Origin of the sequence: uncultured Sphingomonas sp., assembly GCF_936927845.1 — a bacterium.
Taxonomy (GTDB): Bacteria; Pseudomonadota; Alphaproteobacteria; order Sphingomonadales; family Sphingomonadaceae; genus Sphingomonas.
In genome coordinates, this window is sequence record NZ_CAKZHV010000070.1 from 1 (window position 1) to 21,520 (window position 21,520).

Annotated in this window: 18 protein-coding genes and 2 tRNA genes; 8 read left to right on the forward strand and 12 right to left on the reverse strand. The window is 67.1% G+C overall.

Annotation, left to right across the window (positions count from 1 at the left end; translation table 11 throughout):
• Window positions 1–88 precede the first annotated feature (88 nt).
• Both Q0579_RS17690 and Q0579_RS17695 read right to left on the reverse strand, forming a co-directional pair.
• Window positions 89–967: a hypothetical protein gene (locus Q0579_RS17690; protein WP_298815075.1), complete on the reverse strand. Its 879-nt coding sequence runs from the start codon at window positions 965–967 to the stop codon at window positions 89–91.
• A 149-nt stretch (window positions 968–1,116) separates the two neighbouring features.
• Window positions 1,117–1,206 (reverse strand) — tRNA-Ser (locus Q0579_RS17695).
• Window positions 1,207–1,378: 172 nt separating this feature from the next.
• On the opposite strand from Q0579_RS17695, the gene Q0579_RS17700 reads away from it, so the two are divergent.
• Window positions 1,379–2,116, forward strand: coding sequence for a DUF1134 domain-containing protein (locus tag Q0579_RS17700; protein ID WP_298815341.1), 738 nt, complete (start codon window positions 1,379–1,381; stop codon window positions 2,114–2,116).
• A gap of 129 nt (window positions 2,117–2,245) precedes the next feature.
• On the opposite strand, the gene Q0579_RS17705 is transcribed toward Q0579_RS17700, so the two are convergent.
• The 4 genes from Q0579_RS17705 to Q0579_RS17720 form a co-directional block, all read right to left on the reverse strand.
• A complete protein-coding gene (locus tag Q0579_RS17705) occupies window positions 2,246–2,881 on the reverse strand; it encodes a TadE/TadG family type IV pilus assembly protein (protein WP_298815078.1) in 636 nt (211 codons plus the stop codon).
• On the reverse strand, window positions 2,878–3,504 hold the full coding sequence (locus Q0579_RS17710; protein WP_298815081.1) for a TadE/TadG family type IV pilus assembly protein: 627 nt from the start codon (window positions 3,502–3,504) through the stop codon (window positions 2,878–2,880). The genes Q0579_RS17705 and Q0579_RS17710 overlap by 4 nt, the downstream gene beginning before the upstream one ends.
• Entirely contained in the window at window positions 3,501–5,450 is a 1,950-nt protein-coding gene (locus Q0579_RS17715; protein WP_298815084.1) for a TadE/TadG family type IV pilus assembly protein, read from the reverse strand. The genes Q0579_RS17710 and Q0579_RS17715 overlap by 4 nt, the downstream gene beginning before the upstream one ends.
• Window positions 5,451–5,934: 484 nt before the next feature.
• Window positions 5,935–6,009: transfer RNA gene (locus Q0579_RS17720), tRNA-Thr, on the reverse strand.
• Between the two features lie 88 nt (window positions 6,010–6,097).
• Here Q0579_RS17720 and Q0579_RS17725 point away from each other — a divergent pair.
• The gene (locus tag Q0579_RS17725) at window positions 6,098–6,250 is read left to right on the forward strand and encodes a hypothetical protein (RefSeq protein WP_298815087.1); all 153 of its coding nucleotides are present in this window, start codon (window positions 6,098–6,100) and stop codon (window positions 6,248–6,250) included.
• Window positions 6,251–6,276: 26 nt separating this feature from the next.
• Here the strand turns inward: Q0579_RS17725 and Q0579_RS17730 are convergent, their stop codons facing one another.
• Window positions 6,277–8,076, reverse strand: a complete 1,800-nt coding sequence (locus Q0579_RS17730; RefSeq protein ID WP_298815090.1) for an aminopeptidase P family protein — start codon at window positions 8,074–8,076, stop codon at window positions 6,277–6,279.
• 249 nt (window positions 8,077–8,325) lie between these two features.
• Between Q0579_RS17730 and Q0579_RS17735 the strand changes: the two genes are divergently transcribed.
• From Q0579_RS17735 to ppc, 3 genes are all read left to right on the forward strand, one after another.
• Window positions 8,326–8,892, forward strand: coding sequence for an HNH endonuclease (locus tag Q0579_RS17735; protein WP_019515615.1), 567 nt, complete (start codon window positions 8,326–8,328; stop codon window positions 8,890–8,892).
• Window positions 8,893–8,933: 41 nt separating this feature from the next.
• A complete protein-coding gene (locus Q0579_RS17740; RefSeq protein WP_298815099.1) occupies window positions 8,934–9,365 on the forward strand; it encodes a hypothetical protein in 432 nt (143 codons plus the stop codon).
• 70 nt (window positions 9,366–9,435) lie between these two features.
• The gene (gene ppc, locus Q0579_RS17745) at window positions 9,436–12,102 is read left to right on the forward strand and encodes a phosphoenolpyruvate carboxylase (RefSeq protein ID WP_298815101.1); all 2,667 of its coding nucleotides are present in this window, start codon (window positions 9,436–9,438) and stop codon (window positions 12,100–12,102) included.
• Between the two features lie 93 nt (window positions 12,103–12,195).
• Here the strand turns inward: ppc and Q0579_RS17750 are convergent, their stop codons facing one another.
• Entirely contained in the window at window positions 12,196–12,693 is a 498-nt protein-coding gene (locus Q0579_RS17750) for a hypothetical protein (RefSeq protein WP_298815103.1), read from the reverse strand.
• 254 nt (window positions 12,694–12,947) lie between these two features.
• Window positions 12,948–15,554: an aminopeptidase N gene (gene pepN / locus Q0579_RS17755; RefSeq protein WP_298815106.1), complete on the reverse strand. Its 2,607-nt coding sequence runs from the start codon at window positions 15,552–15,554 to the stop codon at window positions 12,948–12,950.
• Between the two features lie 120 nt (window positions 15,555–15,674).
• Between pepN and Q0579_RS17760 the strand changes: the two genes are divergently transcribed.
• Both Q0579_RS17760 and Q0579_RS17765 read left to right on the forward strand, forming a co-directional pair.
• Entirely contained in the window at window positions 15,675–17,318 is a 1,644-nt protein-coding gene (locus Q0579_RS17760; RefSeq protein WP_298815109.1) for a M28 family peptidase, read from the forward strand.
• A 29-nt stretch (window positions 17,319–17,347) separates the two neighbouring features.
• Window positions 17,348–18,169, forward strand: coding sequence for an NAD(P)-dependent oxidoreductase (locus Q0579_RS17765; RefSeq protein WP_298815112.1), 822 nt, complete (start codon window positions 17,348–17,350; stop codon window positions 18,167–18,169).
• Here the strand turns inward: Q0579_RS17765 and Q0579_RS17770 are convergent.
• Both Q0579_RS17770 and Q0579_RS17775 read right to left on the reverse strand, forming a co-directional pair.
• Entirely contained in the window at window positions 18,079–19,002 is a 924-nt protein-coding gene (locus Q0579_RS17770; RefSeq protein WP_298815115.1) for an EamA family transporter, read from the reverse strand. The genes Q0579_RS17765 and Q0579_RS17770 overlap by 91 nt on opposite strands.
• 117 nt (window positions 19,003–19,119) lie before the next feature.
• Window positions 19,120–19,524: a hypothetical protein gene (locus Q0579_RS17775; RefSeq protein ID WP_298815118.1), complete on the reverse strand. Its 405-nt coding sequence runs from the start codon at window positions 19,522–19,524 to the stop codon at window positions 19,120–19,122.
• Between the two features lie 471 nt (window positions 19,525–19,995).
• On the opposite strand from Q0579_RS17775, the gene Q0579_RS17780 reads away from it, so the two are divergent.
• Window positions 19,996–20,436: a glycine zipper 2TM domain-containing protein gene (locus tag Q0579_RS17780; protein ID WP_298815121.1), complete on the forward strand. Its 441-nt coding sequence runs from the start codon at window positions 19,996–19,998 to the stop codon at window positions 20,434–20,436.
• Window positions 20,437–20,494: 58 nt separating this feature from the next.
• Here Q0579_RS17780 and Q0579_RS17785 read toward each other — a convergent pair whose 3' ends face one another.
• Window positions 20,495–21,496 carry a beta-eliminating lyase-related protein gene (locus Q0579_RS17785; protein WP_298815124.1) on the reverse strand — a complete coding sequence of 334 codons (1,002 nt, stop codon included), beginning with the start codon at window positions 21,494–21,496 and terminating at the stop codon, window positions 20,495–20,497.
• Window positions 21,497–21,520: the final 24 nt, after the last annotated feature.

A 21,520-nucleotide genomic window follows, 5' to 3' on the forward strand; every position in this document is an offset into this window, starting at 1 on the left:
CGGCTTCCTTCCATTCCAACGAAAGGATCGCACCATCAAACCGTGGGATCAAACAGCTAGGCGCTGGGGTCGACCGGTTGCAAGCGGGCTAACCCGCGAACTTGCCCAGAATGTCGACAAGCACCGCAAGCTTGCCCTGTAGCATGAGCCACGCGGCGATCCCGCCGACGACGGCGAACCCAGCAGCCTTGCCCACCGTTTTGGCGAACTCGTCGGCCGCGGCATCGGCCTTCCCACCGATCCACTTGGCGACTTTGCCGGCCAATCGCGCGATCGGGTGTCCAGCGGTGCGCAACCTGCCCGTCGAGGGCGTCGCACTCAGGGCCTCCTGTCGGACGGCGTCTATCGCCGCCAAGGTCTCCGCCCTTTCAACCTCGGTGATCGCAAACTCTGGCGGCGGCTGATTGTGGCCAATTCCGACCACGTCCCGGTCAGCCGCGCTCTCACCTGTGGGTACAGCCCGCAGCGCCCGCTCGGCATCGGCGGCGGCGGTGAGGAGCTGATCGGTCAAAGCCTGTCGGTCATTGAAGGCTGTGGTGAAGGACGAGAAGTCGGTGGAGCGATCCGTCTGAATAGCGAACCGCAGCCGCATGACGTTGCCAGAAGGGGGTGCCGAGTAGCCGACCTCCAGCAGCTCCACCGCAGCGTAGAAGCCTGCTGTGTTCCGAAGTAGCGCAACCTGCGCCACCCTGAGCGTCCGGGTCCGCGACGTGAAATCTGCAGTAGCTACCACGTCAGCCGTTACCTGCCCGATGCTGCCGATCCCCTCGGCGATTGCCACGCCCTCGATCCCGGCGGGATCGTTGTAGAGGTGAGCTGAGCCTTGCCCTGCGCTGCTCCAACTGGTCTCGAACGCCCATGGCTCCGCACCGATGACGAACCGACCGTCGTGGCTTGCATAGTTGAAGGTGGCTTCCCCGAACGAGCGCTCATCCTTCGGTGGCTTTACGCTATTCAGCTTCGGCACTGCATCCCGTTTGTCGGTCGCCACTGGTGCAGCGCCAGCGCACCGTAGCCGGCTCAAAAGCTTGGTCCAGTCACGATGAGGTATGACTGTGGGGCTTAAAGAGCCGCAAAGGGAAATCGTAAAGATTTCAATACCTTGCGACAGGCCACTGGCGGAGACGGAGGGATTCGAACCCTCGGTACGGTTTCCCGTACGACGCTTTAGCAAAGCGTTGGTTTCAGCCACTCACCCACGTCTCCGGATGCGGCGCGAAGGCGGGCTATAGCGAGGCGCTTTCGCATGATCAACCGGGCTCGCGCATCGAATGGACGTGAAATCGCGGCGCACCATCGAACGTTCATTGCCGGGACATGGGGAGCGCGGATAGATTGGGCGCGTGAGTGGTGGGGCGATGGTTTCATGAGTAAGTTGATGCGTGCGCTCGGCAACGTGGTTGCCGCTCTGGCGGTTGCGGGATTGCAGGTGGGGCCGGCGCTGGCGCAGGTGCGCTCGATCGATCCCAACGCCGCGATCGATGCCGACGTGCAGGGTCCGCAGGAGACGCCGCGCGATGCGTCGCCGCGCTATCCCGATGCACCGCCCGCATCGCCGCCGAGCGCGACCGTCGCAGGCGACACCGCGCGCAGCGGCGCGCCGGTCGATCCGGCGCGCACGACGGCGGCGGCCGACACGTTCAAGCGCGACGACCTGATCGGTGCGGGTGAGGACGTGTTCGGCAAGGGCGCGGAAGGGTTCGGCTCGCTGATCGAGAAGATCTTGAAGGAGCAGGGCGAGCCCAACGCCTATATCGCGGGGCGCGAGGCCTCGGGCGCGTTCATCCTGGGCTTGCGCTACGGCTCGGGCATCATGACGCACAAGGTCGAGGGGCAGCGCCCGGTCTATTGGACCGGACCCTCGGTCGGCTTCGACGTCGGCGGCGATGCCAACAAGGTCTTCGTGCTGGTCTACAATCTCTACGACACGCAGGAGCTGTTCAAGCGCTTCCCGGGGGCCGAGGGGCGGTTGTACTTCGTCGGCGGGTTCGCCGCGACGTATCTGCGGCGCGGCAACGTCGTGCTGATCCCGGTGCGGCTGGGCGTCGGCTGGCGCGCGGGCGTCAACGTCGGCTGGATGAAGTTCAGCGAAACCTCCAAGTGGTTGCCGTTCTGAGCGGCGACCCCGCGGCGCGCTAAAAGGTCGATCGAACGCACGTGCCGCACCGAGCCCGCGACCGGCCTTCGTCTGGGCGGAGCCGCGCGATGCAAGCAGGGGTGAGCCCCAGGTCTCACGCATCGGACGTCAGCGGCAGTTCGACTTGGTCGCGTCGCCCGCGATGACCGAGCTGGTATCGCGTTCGACACGAAGCGGCATGGCGGCGATCTCGACGATCGGATCGTCGTCGACCAGTGCGGGAAAGATCAGCGGCTGCAATCGATAGGCGATCTCGACAAACATGACGGGTTGATCGGGATCGGCGGTGATCCGCGCGCTGCTCGGTCCCATGCCGGCGACCGACCTGCCGTGTTCGCCGTCGCGCTCCTCTCCCCACGACGAGGCGTGGACGAGCGCGCCGCGGCAGCGCTGCCAGTGTAGCCACTGTCCGCCGTCCTTGTTGTATTCGAGACTGGTCAGGATGACGCGGCCGCGCGCCGCCAGCTCGAGCTGCGGTTGCTGCACCTCGGCGCTGATCAGCGCGTCGTTGATCTGTGCCTCCGTGATCTTCTCCGGCCCCATCATGCCCATGTTGCCGAGCCGCCCGGCATTATCCGCGATCAGCAACGCGGCCTGGCTGACCCGCTGTCGCTGAAGCGCGACATTGGCGAGTTCAAGCAGACCCAGGATCGCGAACAGCAGCAGCGGCACGATCAGTGCGAACTCAATTATCGTCACGCCGCGGCGGTCGCGGCCGATTGCGCGCAGCGCAGCACGGCTCACTTGCAGGTCCGCTCGGGCAAAGGGGCCTGTTGGTCGAACGGCTGGTTACGCAGCGCGGTTTGCGCCCGGATGGTGTTTGACCGCGCCCATTTCAGGATCCCCGCGGTCGGCAGGCTGTCGTAATCGACCGAAGCGGTGAACACCACGACGTCGCGCGCGCCGCCGTCGCTGTCCGCAACCCCTGCCGTGTCCCATTTGTCGTTGTTGTTGACGTCCTCGTACACTTCCTTGGCGTCGCAGCGGCCGTTGCCGTTCGCGTCCTTGAACGGCTCCATGCCGGTGGTGGCGCCGGTATAATCGCGGAAGACCTTGCGCGTGAACGAGATCCGGGCGGCGGGCGCGAGCAGGTGAACCATGTCGCTCACCTGACCTTCGAGCAGTGCGCGCTGCTGGTCGGAGCTGGCGGTTTCCATCGTCCGCGATCGGCTCACGCGCTGCAACTCACCCTCGAGCGTTGCCTTGACGTAGCTGGTGTAGCCGAGTTCCAGCCCGCCCATCAGCATGAACAGGAACACCGGGGCAACGAGCGCGAACTCGGTTGCGCTGACGCCCCGACAGTCGCGCAGCAGCGAGCGTATCGCAGGCCATGCGCGCGCGTCGGCCGGTGCCGCCGACCCGGTCACTTCACGAGCCGAAGTTGGGAGATGCGGCCCGCGATGTTGCTGAACGCTTCCTGCAGCTGCGCGGCGTTCTTCGCCTCGAACGCGTGATCGGCGTTGGCGCAGTTCGACAGCAACGGGGACAGCGTCGTGCCGAATGCGATCACCCAGACGGTGATGCCTTTTGCCTGCGCGATCTGGCACAGCCCGGACAGGCGCTGCTCGACGATGCCATTCTGTTCACTGGCGGTCGGCAGGCGGTTGGCCGGCGTGCGGCGACGATCGAGCGCGGACAGGCCGTAGGCGTCGTAATCGCCGATATTGGTTTCGGTCTGACCATCGGTCATGAAGATCAGGTGGCGCGCGACCTTGCCGGTGACCGGCGCCTGGTTCTCGCTCGCGAACAGGCCCTGCGCAGACAGCAGCCGCAGCCCCCATAGGAAGCCGACGTCGTGATAGGTGAGACCGGCGGGTTTCAGTTCCTTCAAATAGCTCTGCAGGTTCGCGTTGCTGATCGCCTCGAGCTTGCGGGCATAGGTCGGGCAGGCGCCGCGCAGATTGCTGCTGTTGAACGGTGTCGCGTAGTTGGAGTTGGTGCGAACGGTCGTCGTGGGCGACCCCCAACTGCCGTCGGGCATCGAGGTCAGGCTGCCTTGCTTGCGCGCGTAGACCAGGCCCGGCAGCATCGGCCGCCACTGCGTTGCGGCATTGCCCGCGGTCGGCAGCGTATCAACGTCGAGGTCGGTGCCCGTGGCAGCGGAGGCGGGCAGGCTGCCCAGACTGGTCTGCCGCTCCTCCACGCAGGCGTTTGTTTTGTTCCAGACGATGTCGCGCGACTTGTTGTTGTCCGCGATCATCACGCTGAACTTGCCTCCGCCAACCGTGCCGTCCGCGCCAGCCGTCTTCAGCGCCGAAAGGTTGTACGTGACGGGTTTGTAGTTCCACCAGATGCGGTCGGAATAGGTGACCTTGCCGGCATCCTTGTTCGGCTTTTCCGTAACGATCTGCTGTTCTTGGTACGAGCTATATGTCGTTTCCTTCACTTCGCAAGTGGTGCCATTCAGGGTCGCGGAATAGCCGATCCCGTTCGTCGTCCGCGTCTGCGTCCAAGTCTTTACGCCGTTGGAGTCCGTGGTGGCGGGGCCGTCTTCTGTCTTGGACGATGATGTGCTGGCAGGCGCAACGCAATTCTCAGGCGGAATGTTGTAGATGCGCACTGACGCTGATCCACTGCCGGTGGGCTTGAAGCCTGATCCCGTCTTTGTTGTCGCACTCGTTGTGTTCGCAACCTGGTCGGTCGAATCGTATTCGCGTGACTGGTACGTCCAGCGATCGACCAGCCAATCGGGCTTGAGCAGCGTGCCGACGTTGACCGTCGACGAATACGGCACGAAGCCGTAGCGCACCTGCGTCTGCGGACCGCGCGCACTTTCCAGCGTGGTGTAGAAGCTCAGCACTGAATCGCGCAGCGCCTGCAGCCGGCTGACGCTGTCGCCGGCATTCGTCTCCGACATCGACAAGGTGTTGTCGAGCACGAACATGACGTCCGAATTGGGCAACTCCAGCTTGGCATCGCACGTCGTCGTGATCAGCACGGGTTTGAACCCGAAGGTCTGCATCAGCGCCATCGGCACCGATGCGCTGGCGGCCCCCTTGACCACCAGGTCGACGCCGACCTGATAGGTGATCTGCGAGCCCGTCGTGCCGTAGCGCCCGGGGTTGAAGTTGGTGGTGAAATAACGATCGGCAACCGTCTTCGCCGCCGCATCCCACGTCCGGTTGCCCATCGCCGCGCGCCCTGACAGCACCGATGCGTCGCATGCCTGCTGCAGTCGGGTTCGGACCATGTACATGCGGCTGAGATCGAGTGCGCCTCCCAGCATGCCCAGCAGTGGAACGAAGCTGACCGCCCCGATCACGAGCACGTTGCCGCGGCGGTTGACGGATAATCGTTGCAGGATGTTTGACACGCGGATTGCCGCCCTTCTTGCGTCGGGCAAACGCACCGAGTTGGTGCCTCATCCCCAATTAGGGTTATACGACCTATTACTTAACGACATTGTTCGCTCGTTGCGCAAATCGCTTGGTAGAGAAGTACTCCTGCCGTCGCCGCAAAATGACTAAAGAATACTTCAAGGCGGCATCAAATTGTAAGGACTGGATCACTAAGTGAACGCGAGGTTATCGTCGCGTGGTGGTGATTGGACGACAAACCCGTAAAGGCGAGTCGCCATTGGTGAGCGATGCTGCTGTGCTGACAAGAGGCGATGTGATCGACTGACCATCGTCGCGAGGCAGCGGTTACTCGGCGGTGCCGGGACGTCAGGGCGAGCATGCCAAGCATCCAAAAGACGCTCGCTCGCATGCGCCGGTCACGGCCAGGCTGATGCGCGGGTCCGACATGGGTCGGGATGTGGCGGATGAATGAGATCCGGCTCGATCAGCCGGAGAAAATGGTGCTGCCGGTGAGGATTGAACTCACGACCTCAGCCTTACCAAGGATGCGCTCTACCACTGAGCTACGGCAGCACTCGCGTCGTGTCGGCGACGGGAGGGCGCCTAAGAGCGGTTCGGCGCGTCATTGTCAAGGCGATATCGTCGCGGTAGCGCATCGCCCATGACGGATCGTGACGATCGTGCCGCCCGGCTGGCGGAAGAGCTGCGCGCCAACCTGCGTCGCCGCAAGGCGCAGGCGCGTGCCGGGCGCGAGCAGGCGGATGCGTCCGCGCCAGCGCCTACGCCGGCCGACGAGCCGGGCCTGCGCGACTGACGCGGTTCGTCGGGGGCTTGCGCGCATCAACCCGCGATTGGCGCGCATTTCTCCGCCAGCCAGGCGCGATCGTCCTCGGGCAATACCGGGCCGAGCGTTTCCGCCACGCGGGCGTGATAGGCGTCGAGCCAGGCGCGCTCCTCATGCGACAGCAGGTCGGCGTCGATCAGGTCGCGCTCGATCGGCGCCAGCGTCAGCGTTTCAAAGGCGAGCATGGTCGCCTCGCCGCCGGGCAGGTCGCGCTCGACCACCAGCAGCAGGTTCTCGATCCGGATGCCGTACTCGCCTGCCTTGTAATAGCCGGGTTCGTTGGACAGGATCATGCCGGCGCGCAGCGGCTCCTGCGGGCCGCCGCCGGGATAGGTCGGCTTGGCGATGCGCGCCGGCCCTTCGTGCACCGCGAGGAAGCTACCGACGCCGTGGCCGGTGCCGTGCGCGAAGTCGAGCCCGGCGGCCCACAGCGGCAGCCGCGCGAGCGCGTCGAGCTGCTGCCCGCTGGTGCCGGGCGGGAAGGTCGCGGTGGCGAGCGCGATGTGGCCCTTGAGCACGCGGGTGTAGCGGTCGCGCATCTCAGCGGTGGGCGTGCCGATGGGAACGACGCGGGTCACGTCGGTGGTGCCGTCGAGATACTGGCCGCCCGAATCGATCAGGTAGAGCTGGCCCGGCTCGATCGGGAGGCTCGACTCTTCGGTGACGTGATAGTGCGGGATCGCGCCATGCGGACCAGTCGCGGAGATGGCGTCGAACGACAGGTCACGTAGCTCACCCGTTTCCTCCCGAAACTGCTGCAGTCGCGCCGCGGCGGAAAGTTCGGTCTGCCCGCCCTTCGGCGCTTCCGCCGCGATCCAGCGCAGGAAGCGCGTCAACGCGGCGCCATCGCGAATGCTGGCGGCGCGGTGGCCGGATACCTCGGCGTCGTTCTTGGTCGCCTTCGGGATGATCGTCGGATCGCGTAAGGGTAGCGCGGTGCCGCCGCCCGCCTCGACCGCGTCGAAGATCGCGGCCACCGCGAGTGCGGGATCGATCGCGACACGCTTGCCCGCGAAGCGGCCGAGCGCGGGCGCGAAATCGGCACGGTCGTGGACGCGCACCGCGTTGCCCAGATGCTGGTGCACCGCGTCGGTCATCTTCTCGGGCGACACGAAGAGGTCGGCGGTGCCGTCGGCGTCGACGATCGTGTAGGCGAGCGCGACGGGCGTGCGCGACACATCCGCACCGCGCACGTTGAGCAGCCACGCGGTCGAATCGAGCGCGGGGATGACGACCGCGTCGGCCCCGACCTCGCCGAGCCAGTCGGCGACGCGCGCGCGCTTCGCCGCCGAGGTTTCGCCGGCATGGTCGTCACGGTGAACGCTGAGCGGCGCGGGCGAGGGCGCGGGGCGGTCGTGCCACACCGCGTCGATCGGGTTCGCGTCGACCGCGACCAGCGTCGCACCCCTGGCGGCGAGCGCGGCGCGCGTGTCCTCGACCCAGGCGCGGGTGTGGAGCCACGGATCATAGCCAACGCGCGCGCCCTCGCCGACATGCGCGGCCAGCCAGTCGGCGACGCTGTTCTCGGGCACGCCGACATAGTCCCACTCGTCGGCCGACACCTGCTCACGCACCTGAATCGTATAGCGCCCGTCGGTGAAGATCGCCGCCGCGTCCGGCAGCACCGCCGCGGTGCCCGCCGACCCGCCGAACCCGGTCAGCCAGCCGAGCCGCTGCGCATAGGCGCCGACATATTCGCTCATATGCTCGTCGGTCAGCGGCACGACGAAGCCGTCGAGGCCCTGACGGCCGAGTTGCGCGCGCAAGGCGGAAAGGCGGGCGGCGTGGGTCGACATGGATATTGTCCGGTTGCTGCGGGTTGATGCGGTACCATGTGCCAGACGGAGCCGCGTCGCGCCAAGCCGCCAGTGTGGGGTATCGCCCGCTGGGGCGCATGTATGCGGCGAGACGACCGGCCGCGGGGCCGGCCGCGTGACCTCGTCGGTTCGCCGCCCGCGGGGTTGACCGCGTGAAACCGGCTCTGTCATCATGCGGTCATCCCCGCTCGCCACAGCGGGAACGAGCGACGACTAGGGGGATCTGACGTGTTCCATCCCGATCTGATGCGCCATCCGGACAGTTGCCCGACGCTGGTGCTGAACGCCGATTATACGCCGTTATCCTATTATCCGCTGAGCATCTGGCCGTGGCAGACCGCGATCAAGGCGGTGTTCCTCGACCGCGTCGACATTGTCGCGCATTACGAGCGCGAGGTGCACAGCCCCAACCATACGATCAAACTGCCCTCGGTCATCGCCTTGAAGCAGTTCGTGCGGCCGTCGCAATTCCCCGCCTTCACGCGCTTCAACCTGTTTCTGCGCGACAAGTTCGAATGCCAATATTGCGGCCACGGCCGCGACCTGACGTTCGACCACGTCATTCCGCGCGCGCAGGGCGGGCGGACGACGTGGGAGAATGTCGTCACCGCCTGTAGCCCGTGCAATCTTAAGAAGGGCGGTCGCACCCCCAAGCAGGCGCACATGCCCTTGTTCCTGGAACCGATCCGCCCGACCAGCTGGCAGTTGCAGGAACACGGCCGGCGCTTTCCGCCCAATTATCTCCACGCGACGTGGCGCGATTGGCTCTACTGGGACGTTGAGCTCGAAGCCTGACACCACGTCGGTGGGGGCCGAGGTCGATCAAAGGGGACATGATGCGGTTGTTGCTGGTTGGCGGGTGCGCGCTGGCGCTGGTGGCCTGCTCGGGCAAGTCGGCGGACGAGAAGGCGATGGAGAACGCCGAACTGTCGAACTACACGCCGCCGTTCGTCATGTCGCGGCTCGACTTTGGCGGCGTGATCGAGCGCCGGTTCCGCCGCCTTGATGCCAACAACGACGACAAACTGGAACCCAGCGAGATTTCGCCGCGCCGTCGCGATTTCGTGATGCGGTTCGACACGAACAAGGATGGCGTCATCAGCATGGACGAGTGGAGCCGTGGCATGCTGGCCTGGTTCGATCGTCAGGACCTGAACCACGACGGTACCGTCACCAGTTTCGAGCGTGAGCGCGCGCGCGAGCTGCACGACGCCGATCTGCCCACGCCCGACGACGAACCGGCGAACACCGCGGCGGCGGCGCGCTGATGCGGGTGATGGTCGCGGTCGGACCGATCGGCGGTTGACCGCGCGGTTGGTGCGACGCAGCATGGCGGCCATGACCCTGCCCCCGATCACCAACAATCCCGATGTCCGCTATCTCGGCCGCGTGCTCGGCGACGTGATCCGCGCTTACGGCGGCGACAAATTATACGAGCGCACCGAGGCGATCCGCTCCGCCTCGGTTGAGCGGCATCGCGGCGGCGAGGGGTCGCCCGACGCCGAACTGGGCGCACTCGATCTCGACGAGACGCTCGATTTCGTTCGCGGCTTCATGCTGTTCTCGATGCTCGCCAATCTCGCCGAGGACCGGCAGGGGTTCGCGGCCGAGAAGGGTGCTGACATTGCCGCCGCGCTCGAACGGCTGGCGGGCGAGGGGATCGACCGCGCGGCGGTGATCGCGCTCTTGGACCACGCGCTGGTCGCGCCGGTGCTGACCGCGCATCCGACCGAAGTGCGGCGCAAGAGCATGATCGACCACCGCAACCGCATCGCGCAGTTGATGGCGATGCGCGATCGCGGGGTCGAGGCGACGCCCGAAGGCGACCTGATCGACGAGGCGATCGTCAGGCAGGTCGCTTTGCTGTGGCAGACGCGCGTGCTGCGGCGCGAGCGGTTGTACGTCGTCGACGAGGTCGAAACCGCGCTCAGCTACCTGCGCGACGTGTTCCTGCCCGTCATCCCTGCGCTCTACCAGCGCTGGGACCGGGCGGTCGGGCAGCGCGTGCCGTCGTTTCTGCGTCCTGGAAGCTGGATCGGGGGCGACCGCGACGGCAATCCGTTCGTCACCGCCGACTCGCTTCGCACTGCGCTCGCTCGCGCGTCGGAGGCGGTGCTGGGCTTCTACCTCGATCAGCTCCACGCCATGGGGCAAGAATTGTCGATCTCGACCAACCACGCCGCGGTCGACGATGCGGTGGTGGCGCTGGCCGAGGCGAGCGGCGACGCGGCGGAGAGCCGCAGCGACGAGCCGTATCGCCGCGCATTGTCGGGCATCTACGCGCGCACTGCGGCGACCTTTGCCAAGCTGGTCGGCAAGCCTGCGCCGCGGCCGGGCGCGTTGAAGGGCGAGCCCTACGCTGATCCCGCCAGCTTGCGCGCCGACCTCGTCGCGATCGCCAGGCCGCTGGCGCAGGGCGGCGACGGGCTGCTCGGCAGCGGTGGCGCGATCGGGCGACTGATCCGCGCGGTTGACGTGTTCGGCTTCCATCTGGCGACGCTCGATCTGAGGCAGAACAGCGCAGTGCACGAGCGCGTGGTGGCGGAAATGCTGAGCGTCGCGAGTGTCTGCGACGACTACGCCGCATTGGACGAGGCAGCGCGCGTCGATCTGCTCAAGCGCGAGCTCGCCAGCCCGCGCCCGCTCACTTCGCGCTTCGCCGATTATTCGGAGGAAACCGCGGGCGAGCTGGCGATCGTCCAGGCGGCGGCCGACGCGCACCGCGCCTACGGCTCGGCCTCTATCCGCCAATATATCGTGTCGATGTGCAAGTCGGTCAGCGACCTGCTCGAGGTGCATGTGCTGCTCAAGGAGGTCGGGCTCTACCGGCCCGGCGATCCGGCGCAGGCCGACGTGATGGCAGTGCCGCTGTTCGAGACGATCGAGGATCTGGAGGCAGCGCCGGGGGTGATGACGGCCTGGTTCGCGATCCCTGAGGTGGCTGCGATCGCCTCTGGCCGTGGTCATCAGGAAGTAATGATCGGTTATTCCGACAGCAACAAGGACGGCGGTTACCTGACCTCGACGTGGCAATTGTCGAAGGCGTCGACCGCGCTCAAGCCGGTGTTCGAGGCGGCAGGGGTGGGGATGCAGCTATTCCACGGCCGCGGCGGCGCGGTCGGGCGCGGCGGCGGATCGTCTTTCGCGGCGATCCGCGCGCAGCCGCCCGGCACCGTGCAGGGCCGCATCCGCATCACCGAACAAGGAGAGGTGATCGCGGGCAAATACGGCACGCGCGAGAGCGCGATGACCAATCTGGAGGCGATGGCGTCGGCAACGCTGCTCACCAGCCTCGAGCCTGCGCCGCTGTCGAACAGCGAGAACGAGGCGTTCGGGGCCGCAATGGATCGCATCTCCGACGCGGCGTTCCGCGCCTATCGCGGGCTGGTGTACGAGACGGAAGGCTTCCGCACCTTCTTTCGCCAGATGACCCCGATCGCCGAGATCGCGGGGTTGAAGATCGGCAGCCGCCCGGCGAGCCGCAAGCAGTCGGACGCGATCGAGGATCTGCGCGCGATCCCCTGGGTGTTCAGCTGGGCGCAGGCGCGCGTCATGCTGCCGGGCTGGTACGGGGTGGGCCAGGCGCTCGGCCAGTTCGAGGACCGTGCGCTGCTGAAGGAGATGGCGGAAGCGTGGCCGCTGTTCGGCGCGACGCTCGCCAACATGGAGATGGTGCTGGCGAAATCCGACATGGGGATCGCCCAGCGCTACGCCGCCCTGGTCGAGGACGCGGGTCTGCGCGACCGCGTGTTCGGGCGCATCCGCGACGACTGGCACCTGACCCGCGACCAGTTGCTCGAGGTGACGAGCCAGACGCGGCTGCTGGAAAAGCACCCCGCACTCGACGCGTCGATCCGGCTGCGGCTGCCTTATATCGAGCCGCTCAACCTGCTCCAGATCGAGCTGATCAAGCGCAACCGCGCGGGCGAGGACGATGCGCGGGTGCGCGAGGGCATCCTCCTGTCGATCAACGCGATCGCGACCGCGCTGCGCAATTCGGGGTAAGGGCGGGCGCCCCTCTAAGGGAGGGAGAGCGGTAGCTGCTCACCTCGCCGACCGACAGCAGAGATCGTTTCCTTTTCCGCGTGTAATGGTCAGTCAGCTGCGATGAATACCGCACCGCTCCGTCCACTCGATTGGGAGCACGTTGACGGCGGCATCGGGCGGGATTTCGTAGAGGTCCATCATCCGATAGCTCCACCCGTAGGGCGTGCATCGTTTCAGCGCCGCGGCATGAAGATCGAATTGGTCCTCACGCGGTGCAATGCGGATTGACCGAAAGAAGGAATGATCGATGAGCGCGTCTGGTGCGAACTCGGCCAAACGCGATGCGCGGAGATGATCGACGTAGATCGCGATCGACACGACCGACAGGGTCATCACGGTCAGCACGTACAGCGGAGCCGTGACCCGCAAAGAGTAGGGCATCAAGAAAACTGCTGTCGACGCCACCGCAATGATCAGGAGCCACGATCGCCACGCGATGCCGAGCCTATCCGGCCATAGCAACAAGTCGGCGACAGGCGACAGAAGGTCACCGCACCAGATGATGGCCATCAGGCAATAGGCGCCGAGCGTCAGCGCTACAATCTTCACCATCCAATCACTTCCGGTCGCGAAATCGAGGGACGTCCAACGTTCTCAACAATTTGATTGTGAGATTGAAAGAGGGTCTCGGCTACGGGAAACCTTGTTGCTCCCTTGGAGCGCTGAGGCCCAGCCACGTCAAAAGTCACAAAGGTCACACCCCTACGCATGCCCGGGCGCGCGCGTCTGCATTCGGCGGTGTCAAAGAGCGCCGCTGCGGTGACATGTGAGGGGGCGTGTAGGACAGCCCCCGCGCGTGGGTGTCAGCCCTCCAGGCTCTTCGATGCCTGCTCGAACAAATCCTTCGACAGGCCCGAATGCGCGACGATCCGCTCCAGTTCGGCGCGCATCAGCGCAGCGCGGGTCGGATCGAAGCGGCGCCAGCGGCCCAAGGGAGGCAGCAGCTTCGCCGCGGTCTGCGGGTTGAGCGCGTCGAGCGCGATCAACTGATCGGCGAGCCAGCGGTAGCCCGCGCCGCCCTTGGCATGGAAGGCGCGCTGGTTGACCCCGAACGCGCCGATCAGCGAGCGCGCGCGATTCGGGTTGGCGAGCGAGAAATCGGGGTGGCGCGCGAGTTCGGCGACGAGCGCGGGGGTGTCGTCGCGCGACGACAGCGCCTGCGTCTGGAACCATTTATCGAGCACCAGCGAATTGCCCTGATAGCGCTGGTAGAAGATGTCGAGCGCGGCGTCGCGCTCCTCCGAATGGCCGCTGACGAGCGTGGTGAGCGCGCCCTGGCGGTCGGTCATGTTGTCCGCCTTCGCGAATTGCGCGTAGGCGAGCCGCGCCGCATCGTCGGCACCCGAGGCGGCGAGGTAGCCGAGCGCGACGTTGCGCAGGCGGCGCAGCCCCTTGTCCTCGGGCGTGTAGGCATAAGCGCGGCCGCTGCCCGCCTCGTAGCCGGTGCGCCACTGCGCCTCCAGTTCGCGGCCGAGATCGCCGCGCAAAGCCTCGCGCGCGGCGTGGACCGCGTCGGGGTCGACGGTCGAGAGCTGGTCGCCGATGAAGCTCTCCGACGGCAGCAGCACCGCTTCTGCGACGAAGGCGGGATCGAGTTCGGGATTGTCGAGCGTGTCGGCGACCGCGGCGATCACCGCGGCGTGATCGGCCCGTTCCTCGATCGTCGCGGCGACGAGCGTGTCGAGCATCAACTGCTGCATCGCCTCGTAGCGCGCGAAGGGGTCGTTGTCGTGGCGCGCGAGAAAGGCAAGGTCGGCGGCGGTGCGGTCGCTCTCGATCACCACCGGCGCGGAGAAGCCACGGTTGAGCGAGACGATCGGGCGCTCGGCGATCGTCTCGAACGTCACGCTGGCGCTCGCGTCCGACAGGATGACGAGCTGCTCCTCGGTGAGCGCATCGCCTGTCTCGGCACCGAACAGCCGGATCTTGAGCGGAAGCACCTGCGGCTGCTTGTTCGACTGGCCCGGTGTGTCGGGCACCTTTTGCGCGAGGTTGAGCGTCGCGCGGCCCGAGCCGGGTTCGTGCTCCAGCGATACCGAGACGCGCGGGGTACCGGCCTGCGAGTACCACAGCCGGAACTGCGACAGGTCGATCTCGCCCGCTTCCTCCATGCAGGTGACGAAATCCTCGCAGGTGGCGGCGGTCCCGTCGTAGCGGTCGAAGTAGAGGTCGGTCGCGGCGCGGAAACGCTGCTCGCCCAGCATCGTCGCCATCATCCGGATCAGCTCCGCGCCCTTGTTGTAGATCGTCGCGGTGTAGAAGTTGGAGATCTCGAGATAACGCTCGGGCCGGACCGGGTGCGCGAGCGGGCTCGCGTCCTCGGGGAACTGCCCGGCGCGCAGGCCGCGCACGTCCTCGATCCGCTTCACCGCGGCCGAACCCTGATCGGCGGAGAAGCCTTGGTCGCGGTAGACGGTGAAGCCTTCCTTGAGGCTCAACTGGAACCAGTCGCGGCAGGTGATGCGATTGCCCGACCAATTGTGGAAATATTCGTGCGCGACGACCGCGGCGATGGCGTCGTAATCATAATCGGTCGCGGTATCGGGGTCGGCGAGGATGTAGCGGCTGTTGAAGATGTTCAACCCCTTGTTCTCCATCGCGCCGAAGTTGAAATCGTCCACCGCAACAATGTTGAACACGTCGAGATCGTATTCGCGGCCGTAGACGCGCTCGTCCCACGCCATTGACAGCTTCAAGGCGTGGAGCGCGTGGTCGGTCTTCGCCAGATCGGCCTCACGCACCCAGATGCCGAGCTCGACCGTGCGGCCCGAGCGCGTGGTGAAGGTGCCGCTATTGACCGCCAGGTCGCCTGCGACGAGCGCGAACAGGTAGGATGGCTTCGGATAAGGATCGTGCCACTCAGCCCAGTGGGTGCCGTCGTCGCCGTCGCCCTCAGCCACCGGGTCGCCGTTGGCGAGCAGCACGGGGAAGCGCGCCTTGTCCGCGCTCATCCTGACCGTGTAAGTCGAGAGCACGTCGGGGCGGTCCGGGAAATAGGTGATGCGGCGGAAACCCTCCGCCTCGCACTGCGTGCACAGATTGCCGCCCGACGCGTAGAGCCCCATTAGCTGCGTGTTGCGCTCGGGTGCGATCTCGACCTCGGTCTCGATCACGTGCGCGTCGCCGGGGAGCGGCAGGGCCAGTTGCTCGCCCTCGATCCGCCAGTCGTTGACCGCGACGCCGTCGACCGTCACCGACAGCAGCTTCTGCCCCGCGCCGTCGAGCACGAGCGGCAGGTCGTGCGCGCCCGACCGCACAACCGACAGCCGCGCACGCACGCGGGTGGCGGCGGGATCGAGCGAAAAGTTGAGCGCGGTCTCGGGCACGGTCCACGCGGGCGCGGTGTAATCCTCGCGGCGGATCACCTTCGGGGCGGCAGGAGTGAGGGCGGCGTTCATGGCATCGAGCATGTCCGACCCTATCATCGGCGAGCGCCAAGGTTCCATAGCCAAGGTGGGCGATCACGCGGGCGACAGGCTTGCGCCGGCCGGGCGCGCTGCTAGGCCGCGGGCCACAAGGAGAGAAAAATCGTGAAGCGTTTATCGGCCGTTGCGCCCTTTGCCCTGCTGCTGGGTGCGGCGCATGCACCCCAATCGGCCCCGGCCCCTGCTGTCACCCCCCTCGCCGCCACGCCGCCTGCGGCACGTGCAACCGCGCCGCGCACCGCGCAGGAGGCCGCGATCCGTGCGCACGTCGCCTATCTCGCCTCCGACGCGCTTCAAGGCCGCGAGGCGGGCAGTGCGGGGTTCAATACCGCCGCCGACTACGTCGCGCAGCAATTCGCCGCGGCGGGGCTGAAGCCCGGTGCGGACGGCGCGTTCCTGCAACGTGTGCCGTTGATGAAATATCAGGTCGCGGGTGAGGCGCGCGCGATGATCAACGGTGCGGCGCTGAAGGCAGGCGAGGACTTCACCGCGGCGGCGAACCCGCAGGCCGCGCGCACCGACGTGGGCGCACGCGTGGTGTTCGTCGGACAGGGCGTGTCCGCGCCCAGCCGCGGCCACGACGATTACGGCGCCGTCGACGTGCGCGGCGCGATCGTCGCGCTGGTGGGCGGCGCACCCGCCGACCTGCAGAGCGAGGAGCACGCTTACTTCGCCAGTCTGCGCACCAAGCTGCAGGCCGCCGCCGCGCACGGCGCGGTCGGCGCGGTGCTGCTGACGGGCGGCGCGACCAAGGCGCGGCCGGTGCGCGCGGGCGGGGTGCAGTCCGGCTGGGCGACGCCCGAAGGCACCGCCTTCGCGCCGGGCGTGCCGCTGCTCGCCACGCTGACCGACGCGGGCGCGCGCAAGCTGTTCGCTGGCGCGGGCATGACCTGGGATCAGGCGCGTGCCGAGGTGAATGGCAAGCAATCGTTCCCGCCCGCCGCGCTCGCCACCACCCTTCGGATCGAGAGCGCGACCGCGTTCACGCCGGTCGCCTCGTCCAACGTCGTCGGCGTGCTGCCCGGCACCGATCCGGCGCGGCGTGGTGACGTCGTCGTGCTGTCGGCGCACCTCGACCATATCGGCATCAGTAAGAAGCCCGACGCCAGGGGCGACCGGATCAACAACGGCGCGCTCGACGACGCGATCGGGATCGCGAGCCTGATCGAGGAAGCGCGGCGGTTCCAGCAGCGCGGTGCGGGCAAGCGGACGATCGTGTTCTTGGCGGTCACCGCCGAGGAAAAGGGGCTGGTCGGCAGCGATTACTTCGTGCGGCACCGGCCGAAGGGTCTGGAGAATATCGTCGCCGACGTGAACCTCGACATGCCGGTGCTGACCTATCGGTTCAACGATGTGGTGGCGTTCGGCGGCGATCGCTCGACGCTCGGCCCCGTGATTGCGCGCGCGGCGCGGGGCGCGGGCGTCGTAACCTCGCCCGATCCGATCCCCGAGCAGACGATCTTCACGCGATCGGACCATTTCCGCTTCGTGGAAGCCGGCGTGCCGTCAGTGTTCCTGTGGCCGGGGCTGAAGGGCGAGGGCGCGCGCGCGGCGTTCGAGGACTTCATGAAGAACCGTTACCATCAGGAGGGTGACGAGGTAGACGCAGGGATCCTGTGGGATCAGGCGGTGCGTTTCGTCGACATCAACTATGCGATCGCGCGCGAGATTGCGGACGCGCGCAATCGCCCGGCGTGGAACAAGGGCGATTATTTCGGCACCGCGTTCAAAGGCCCGATGGCGCAGTGATGGCGCAGTGATGGCGCAGTGATGGCGGAATGACGCTGTTCGTCTTTGGCCTCGGCTATGCCGCGCGCGCGATCGTCGCGGCAGCGGGCGGCGTCGCGATCGGCACGACACGCGACGGGCGCGGGGGTACGCTTGCGTACGACGACGCGGGCGCGGTGCGCGCCGGACTGGCGGCGAGCGCGCGCGTGCTCGTCTCGATCCCGCCCGACGCGGACGGCGATCCGGTGCTGCGCGACTATGCCGATCTGCTGGCGGGCAAGTGGGTCGGTTACCTGTCCTCGACCGGCGTCTACGGCGACGTCGGCGGCGCATGGGTGGACGAGAGCGCGCCCGCCGACCGCGGGCGGCGGGCCAAGCGCAACGCGGCGGACGCGGCGTGGCTGGCGCGCGGCGCCCATGTGTTCCGCCTGCCCGGCATCTACGGTCCCGGTCGCTCGGCGCTGGAACGAGTAACGCGCGGCGAGGCGCATCGCACCGGCATCGGGGGCCAAGTGTTCAGCCGCGTCCACGTCGACGACATCGCCAGCGGTGTGGTCGACGCGTTCGACGCACCCGCGGGCGCGTACAATCTGTCGGACGACGAGCCTGCGAGCCAGGACGTGGTGGTCGACTACGCCGCGCGCCTGCTCGGCGTCGCTTCGCCGCCGCTCGTCTCGCTTGAACAATTGTCGCCGATGGCGCGCGGCTTCTACGCCGAGAATCGGCGCGTCGCGAACGGCAAGGCGAAGCGCGTGCTCGGCTGGCGGCCGCGCTTTCCCGACTACCGGTTCGGCCTGCGCGCGGTCAGCGCGATGACCAGCCCCGCGCCCGCCAGCACGCCCCCGGCGGCAGCGAGCAGCGACCAGCGGTAACCCTCGAACACCGTCGACAAGAGCATCGCGATGACGGGCACGATGACGCTGTTGTACGCCGCCTTCGCCGGGCCGATCGTGCGAATGATGCGGAAATAGAGCGTGAAGGCAAGCGCGGAGGCAGCGAGCCCGAGGTAGAGCACACCCGCGACATAGCTCGGCCGGGAATCGAACACCGGTGCGCCGACGGTCGCGAGCGCGAAGGCGGCATCCATGCCTGCGCCCAGCAGCATCGCGACCGCGAGCATCGGGATCATCGGGTAGCGCGCCGCTGTCTTCGTCGCCTGCATGACGTTCGCGACCGAGGCGGACAGGATCGCGCACCCGGTCAGTGCGATGCCGATCAACGCCTCGCCGGGACCGTTCGGGTCGCTGCGCGCTTCCTGGATGAACAACAAAGCGACACCCGCCATCGCGACCGCGGAACCGGCGAGCAATTGCCGTCCCATCCGCTGCCGCAGAAAAACGCGCGCAAACAATGCATTGGGCACCAGTAGCAATGCGAACACGACCGAGACGAGCCCCGAGGTGATGTGCTGCTCCGCGCGGTAGACGAAGTTGAAGTTGCATACGAACTGCGCGAGCCCGAGGACGCCCGCGAACAGCCAGCCTGTGCGGTCGAACGCCAGTCGCTCGCCGCGCGTCTTCGCTACAACGGCCAGCGCGACGCCCGCCACCGCGAAGCGGTACGCGACTGACCAGCTCGGCGGCACGATCGCGCCCGCCAACTGATCGCGGATCACGATCCAGGTCGATCCCCAGATCAGCAGCACGATCGTGAACGGTATCAGCACGCTGGCGCGCGTCGACTGCGGTGCAGGGGCGGTGGACATCGTGGGTGCGCTTACCAGATCGCACGCGCGCGGCTAGCCGCGGGAACAAGAGCTTCCTCCAGCCGGATCGATTCGGTTCGTGGAAAACCGCTCCCGTCCCGCGGGGGCGCGGCCACGTCAGCTTATTCCGTGGATTCGTCCGTCGACCGTGCGCCAGCGGCCATCCTGCAACCGCATGACGTATATGGCCCGCATCCCGCACAAGTAGCCGCACTGCACCTCGACATTGATGAACGCGTGGTCGAGCGCGATATTGGGTTCGGAAAGGCTGATCGTCTCGTCGCAACCCTTGGATGAGAGCGTCTCGTTGACGCTGAGCCACGCGGGATCGACCTTCTTGGCCCGCCCGGTTGCCTCGGGGCGTTCGGAGGCGCGAAGCGCGGCAGTCTGGATCGCGATCTGCGCCCGCTTCTCCTCCGGCGGGAGATCATCCTGGACGAACCACAGCCGGTCGCGCGCTTCTTCTTCGCTGTCAGGCTTCCATGGACGCCGGGGCTCGCCGACCGGCGCATCGAATTTCATGTCGCCCGGACTGGGCTGACGCTGACCCGCGAGCGGCATCGGGACCAATATCCGCTGCACGCAGATCCGGCGACCGGCCGGGCGGTAGTGCGGGCGTTGCTGCGCGTGCTAGCTCACCGAGCAGGGCCGACATGACGGCGGCGCGCGGATCGGGGGTCGGATGGGGAGCGCTCGCCATCATCAGGGCGGCAGCGAGGACCACGCGTATATATTTAGACCCCTCCTAAACCCGGTCATCAACCGCACGCGGTTGTGACCTTTCTCGTCGCCGGCATCGTGACGCGGCGCGATGCGACGCGCAACCGCGACGTGTCTGCAGCCAATCTGCGATGATCAACAATGCTCGTGATCGTCGGACTAGGCTGAACAATCGATAACGGGCGCGTTCAGCGACCACTCAAGGCGAATCGGCGAAAAGCGCATCACCGATGCAGCAATACCGCCGCGCCGCGTCAATGAGTGGAGCAGCAGATGCTGAAGACGCTTTCGATCGCCGCCGGAACGCTGGCGATGGGTATCACCTCCTTCGCACCGATGGCGGCGCAGGCGCAGGGTTATTACCGCGGCTACGACGATCGCGGCTACAGCCGGGCGTATAACGACGATCGCTACCGCGACCACGACCATGCCTACGCACGCGCCGATCGCGACGGCTGGAACCAGGGGCCGCGCTATTACAAGACCGATCGCCCGCGTTATTATCGCAACCCGCGCGATTATCGCTACACCGATCGCCGCTGCCAGAACGGCACCACCGGGACAGTCGTCGGCGCGATCGCGGGCGGATTGCTCGGCCGCGTGATCGATCGCCGCGGTGACCGGACGCTCGGCACCGTGCTGGGCGCTGGTGCGGGTGCACTGGCGGGCAATGCGGTCGAGCGCGCCGACAACCCGGGTTATTGCCGGCGTTGACGCGGGTGCTGCTGCCGTGGTGCGGGGAGGGCGGGCGACCGTCCTCCCCGTCGCCGCGTCACAAGGCGGCGATCGCCTCGGCGAGCGGGCGGATGTCGTCGGCGCGCTGGTCCCATGAGACGACCAGCCGCGCCTCGCCGACGCCCCAATCGTAGAAATCGAATCCCTTCGCGCGCAGGCCCGCCGCCTCGTCGGCGGTGACGCGCAGGAACACCTCGTTGCCGTCGACCGGGTGGATCAACCGCTCGCCCGCGGCCTGCGCGATCAGCCGCGCGCCGTCGTTGCTCGCGCGCGCGCAGTCGAGCCACAGGTCGTGGTCGAGCATCGCGAGAATCTGCGCGGCGAGATAGCGGCCCTTCGACAGCAGCAGCCCCGCGCGCTTGCGGCGGAACACGGTCGCATCCGCCAAATCGGGGCGGAAGAAGACCAGCGCCTCCGCGTTCATGCCGCCGTTCTTCACGAAGCCGAACGACAGCACGTCGACCCCGCCGCGCCACGTAAGGTCGGCGGGGCTGGCACCGGTCGCGACGACGGCGTTGGCGAAGCGCGCACCGTCCATATGGAAGTGAAGCCCGCGCGCGCGCGCCACCGCGCCGATCGCGGCGACTTCGTCGGCGGAGTAAGCACGGCCATACTCGGTCTGGTTGGTGATCGAGATCGCGCTCGGCACCTGTTGGTGGATGTCGTAGCGCTGGGCGTTCAGCACCGCCTCGAGCGTCTCGGGCGTCACCTTGGCGCCGTCGCCGTCGGCGAGCAGCAGCTTGGCGCCGTGGGTGTAGAATTCGGGCGCGCCGCACTCGTCGTTCTGGATGTGCGCGTCGCGGTGGCAGACGACCGAGCCGTGCGGCGGGCAGATCGCGGCGAGCGCCAGGCAATTGGCCGCGGTTCCGCTCGGCACCCAGAAGGCGCGGACCTCGGTTTCGAACAGGTGCGACAGACGCGCGTCGAGTTGCTTCGACCAGCGGTCGCCGTCGTAGGCGGTGTCGAGCGTGTCGACCTCAGCCAGCGCGCGCATCACGGCGGGGTGGACGGGGGCGGCGTTGTCGGAGAAGAAGCGCATGTTCAGAGCCTTGGGTCGGCTCGG

What these genes read in the sequence shown, in the direction of transcription:
- Q0579_RS17700 (WP_298815341.1), top strand. Translation starts at nt 1,379, where the DNA reads ATGCGTGCGCTCGGCAACGTGGTTGCCGCTCTGGCGGTTGCGGGATTG.
- Q0579_RS17725 (WP_298815087.1), top strand. Translation starts at nt 6,098, where the DNA reads ATGACGGATCGTGACGATCGTGCCGCCCGGCTGGCGGAAGAGCTGCGC.
- Q0579_RS17730 (WP_298815090.1), bottom strand. Translation starts at nt 8,076, where the DNA reads ATGTCGACCCACGCCGCCCGCCTTTCCGCCTTGCGCGCGCAACTCGGC.
- Q0579_RS17740 (WP_298815099.1), top strand. Translation starts at nt 8,934, where the DNA reads ATGCGGTTGTTGCTGGTTGGCGGGTGCGCGCTGGCGCTGGTGGCCTGC.
- ppc (WP_298815101.1), top strand. Translation starts at nt 9,436, where the DNA reads ATGACCCTGCCCCCGATCACCAACAATCCCGATGTCCGCTATCTCGGC.
- pepN (WP_298815106.1), bottom strand. Translation starts at nt 15,554, where the DNA reads ATGCTCGATGCCATGAACGCCGCCCTCACTCCTGCCGCCCCGAAGGTG.
- Q0579_RS17765 (WP_298815112.1), top strand. Translation starts at nt 17,348, where the DNA reads ATGACGCTGTTCGTCTTTGGCCTCGGCTATGCCGCGCGCGCGATCGTC.
- Q0579_RS17770 (WP_298815115.1), bottom strand. Translation starts at nt 19,002, where the DNA reads ATGTCCACCGCCCCTGCACCGCAGTCGACGCGCGCCAGCGTGCTGATA.
- Q0579_RS17775 (WP_298815118.1), bottom strand. Translation starts at nt 19,524, where the DNA reads ATGAAATTCGATGCGCCGGTCGGCGAGCCCCGGCGTCCATGGAAGCCT.
- Q0579_RS17780 (WP_298815121.1), top strand. Translation starts at nt 19,996, where the DNA reads ATGCTGAAGACGCTTTCGATCGCCGCCGGAACGCTGGCGATGGGTATC.
- Q0579_RS17785 (WP_298815124.1), bottom strand. Translation starts at nt 21,496, where the DNA reads ATGCGCTTCTTCTCCGACAACGCCGCCCCCGTCCACCCCGCCGTGATG.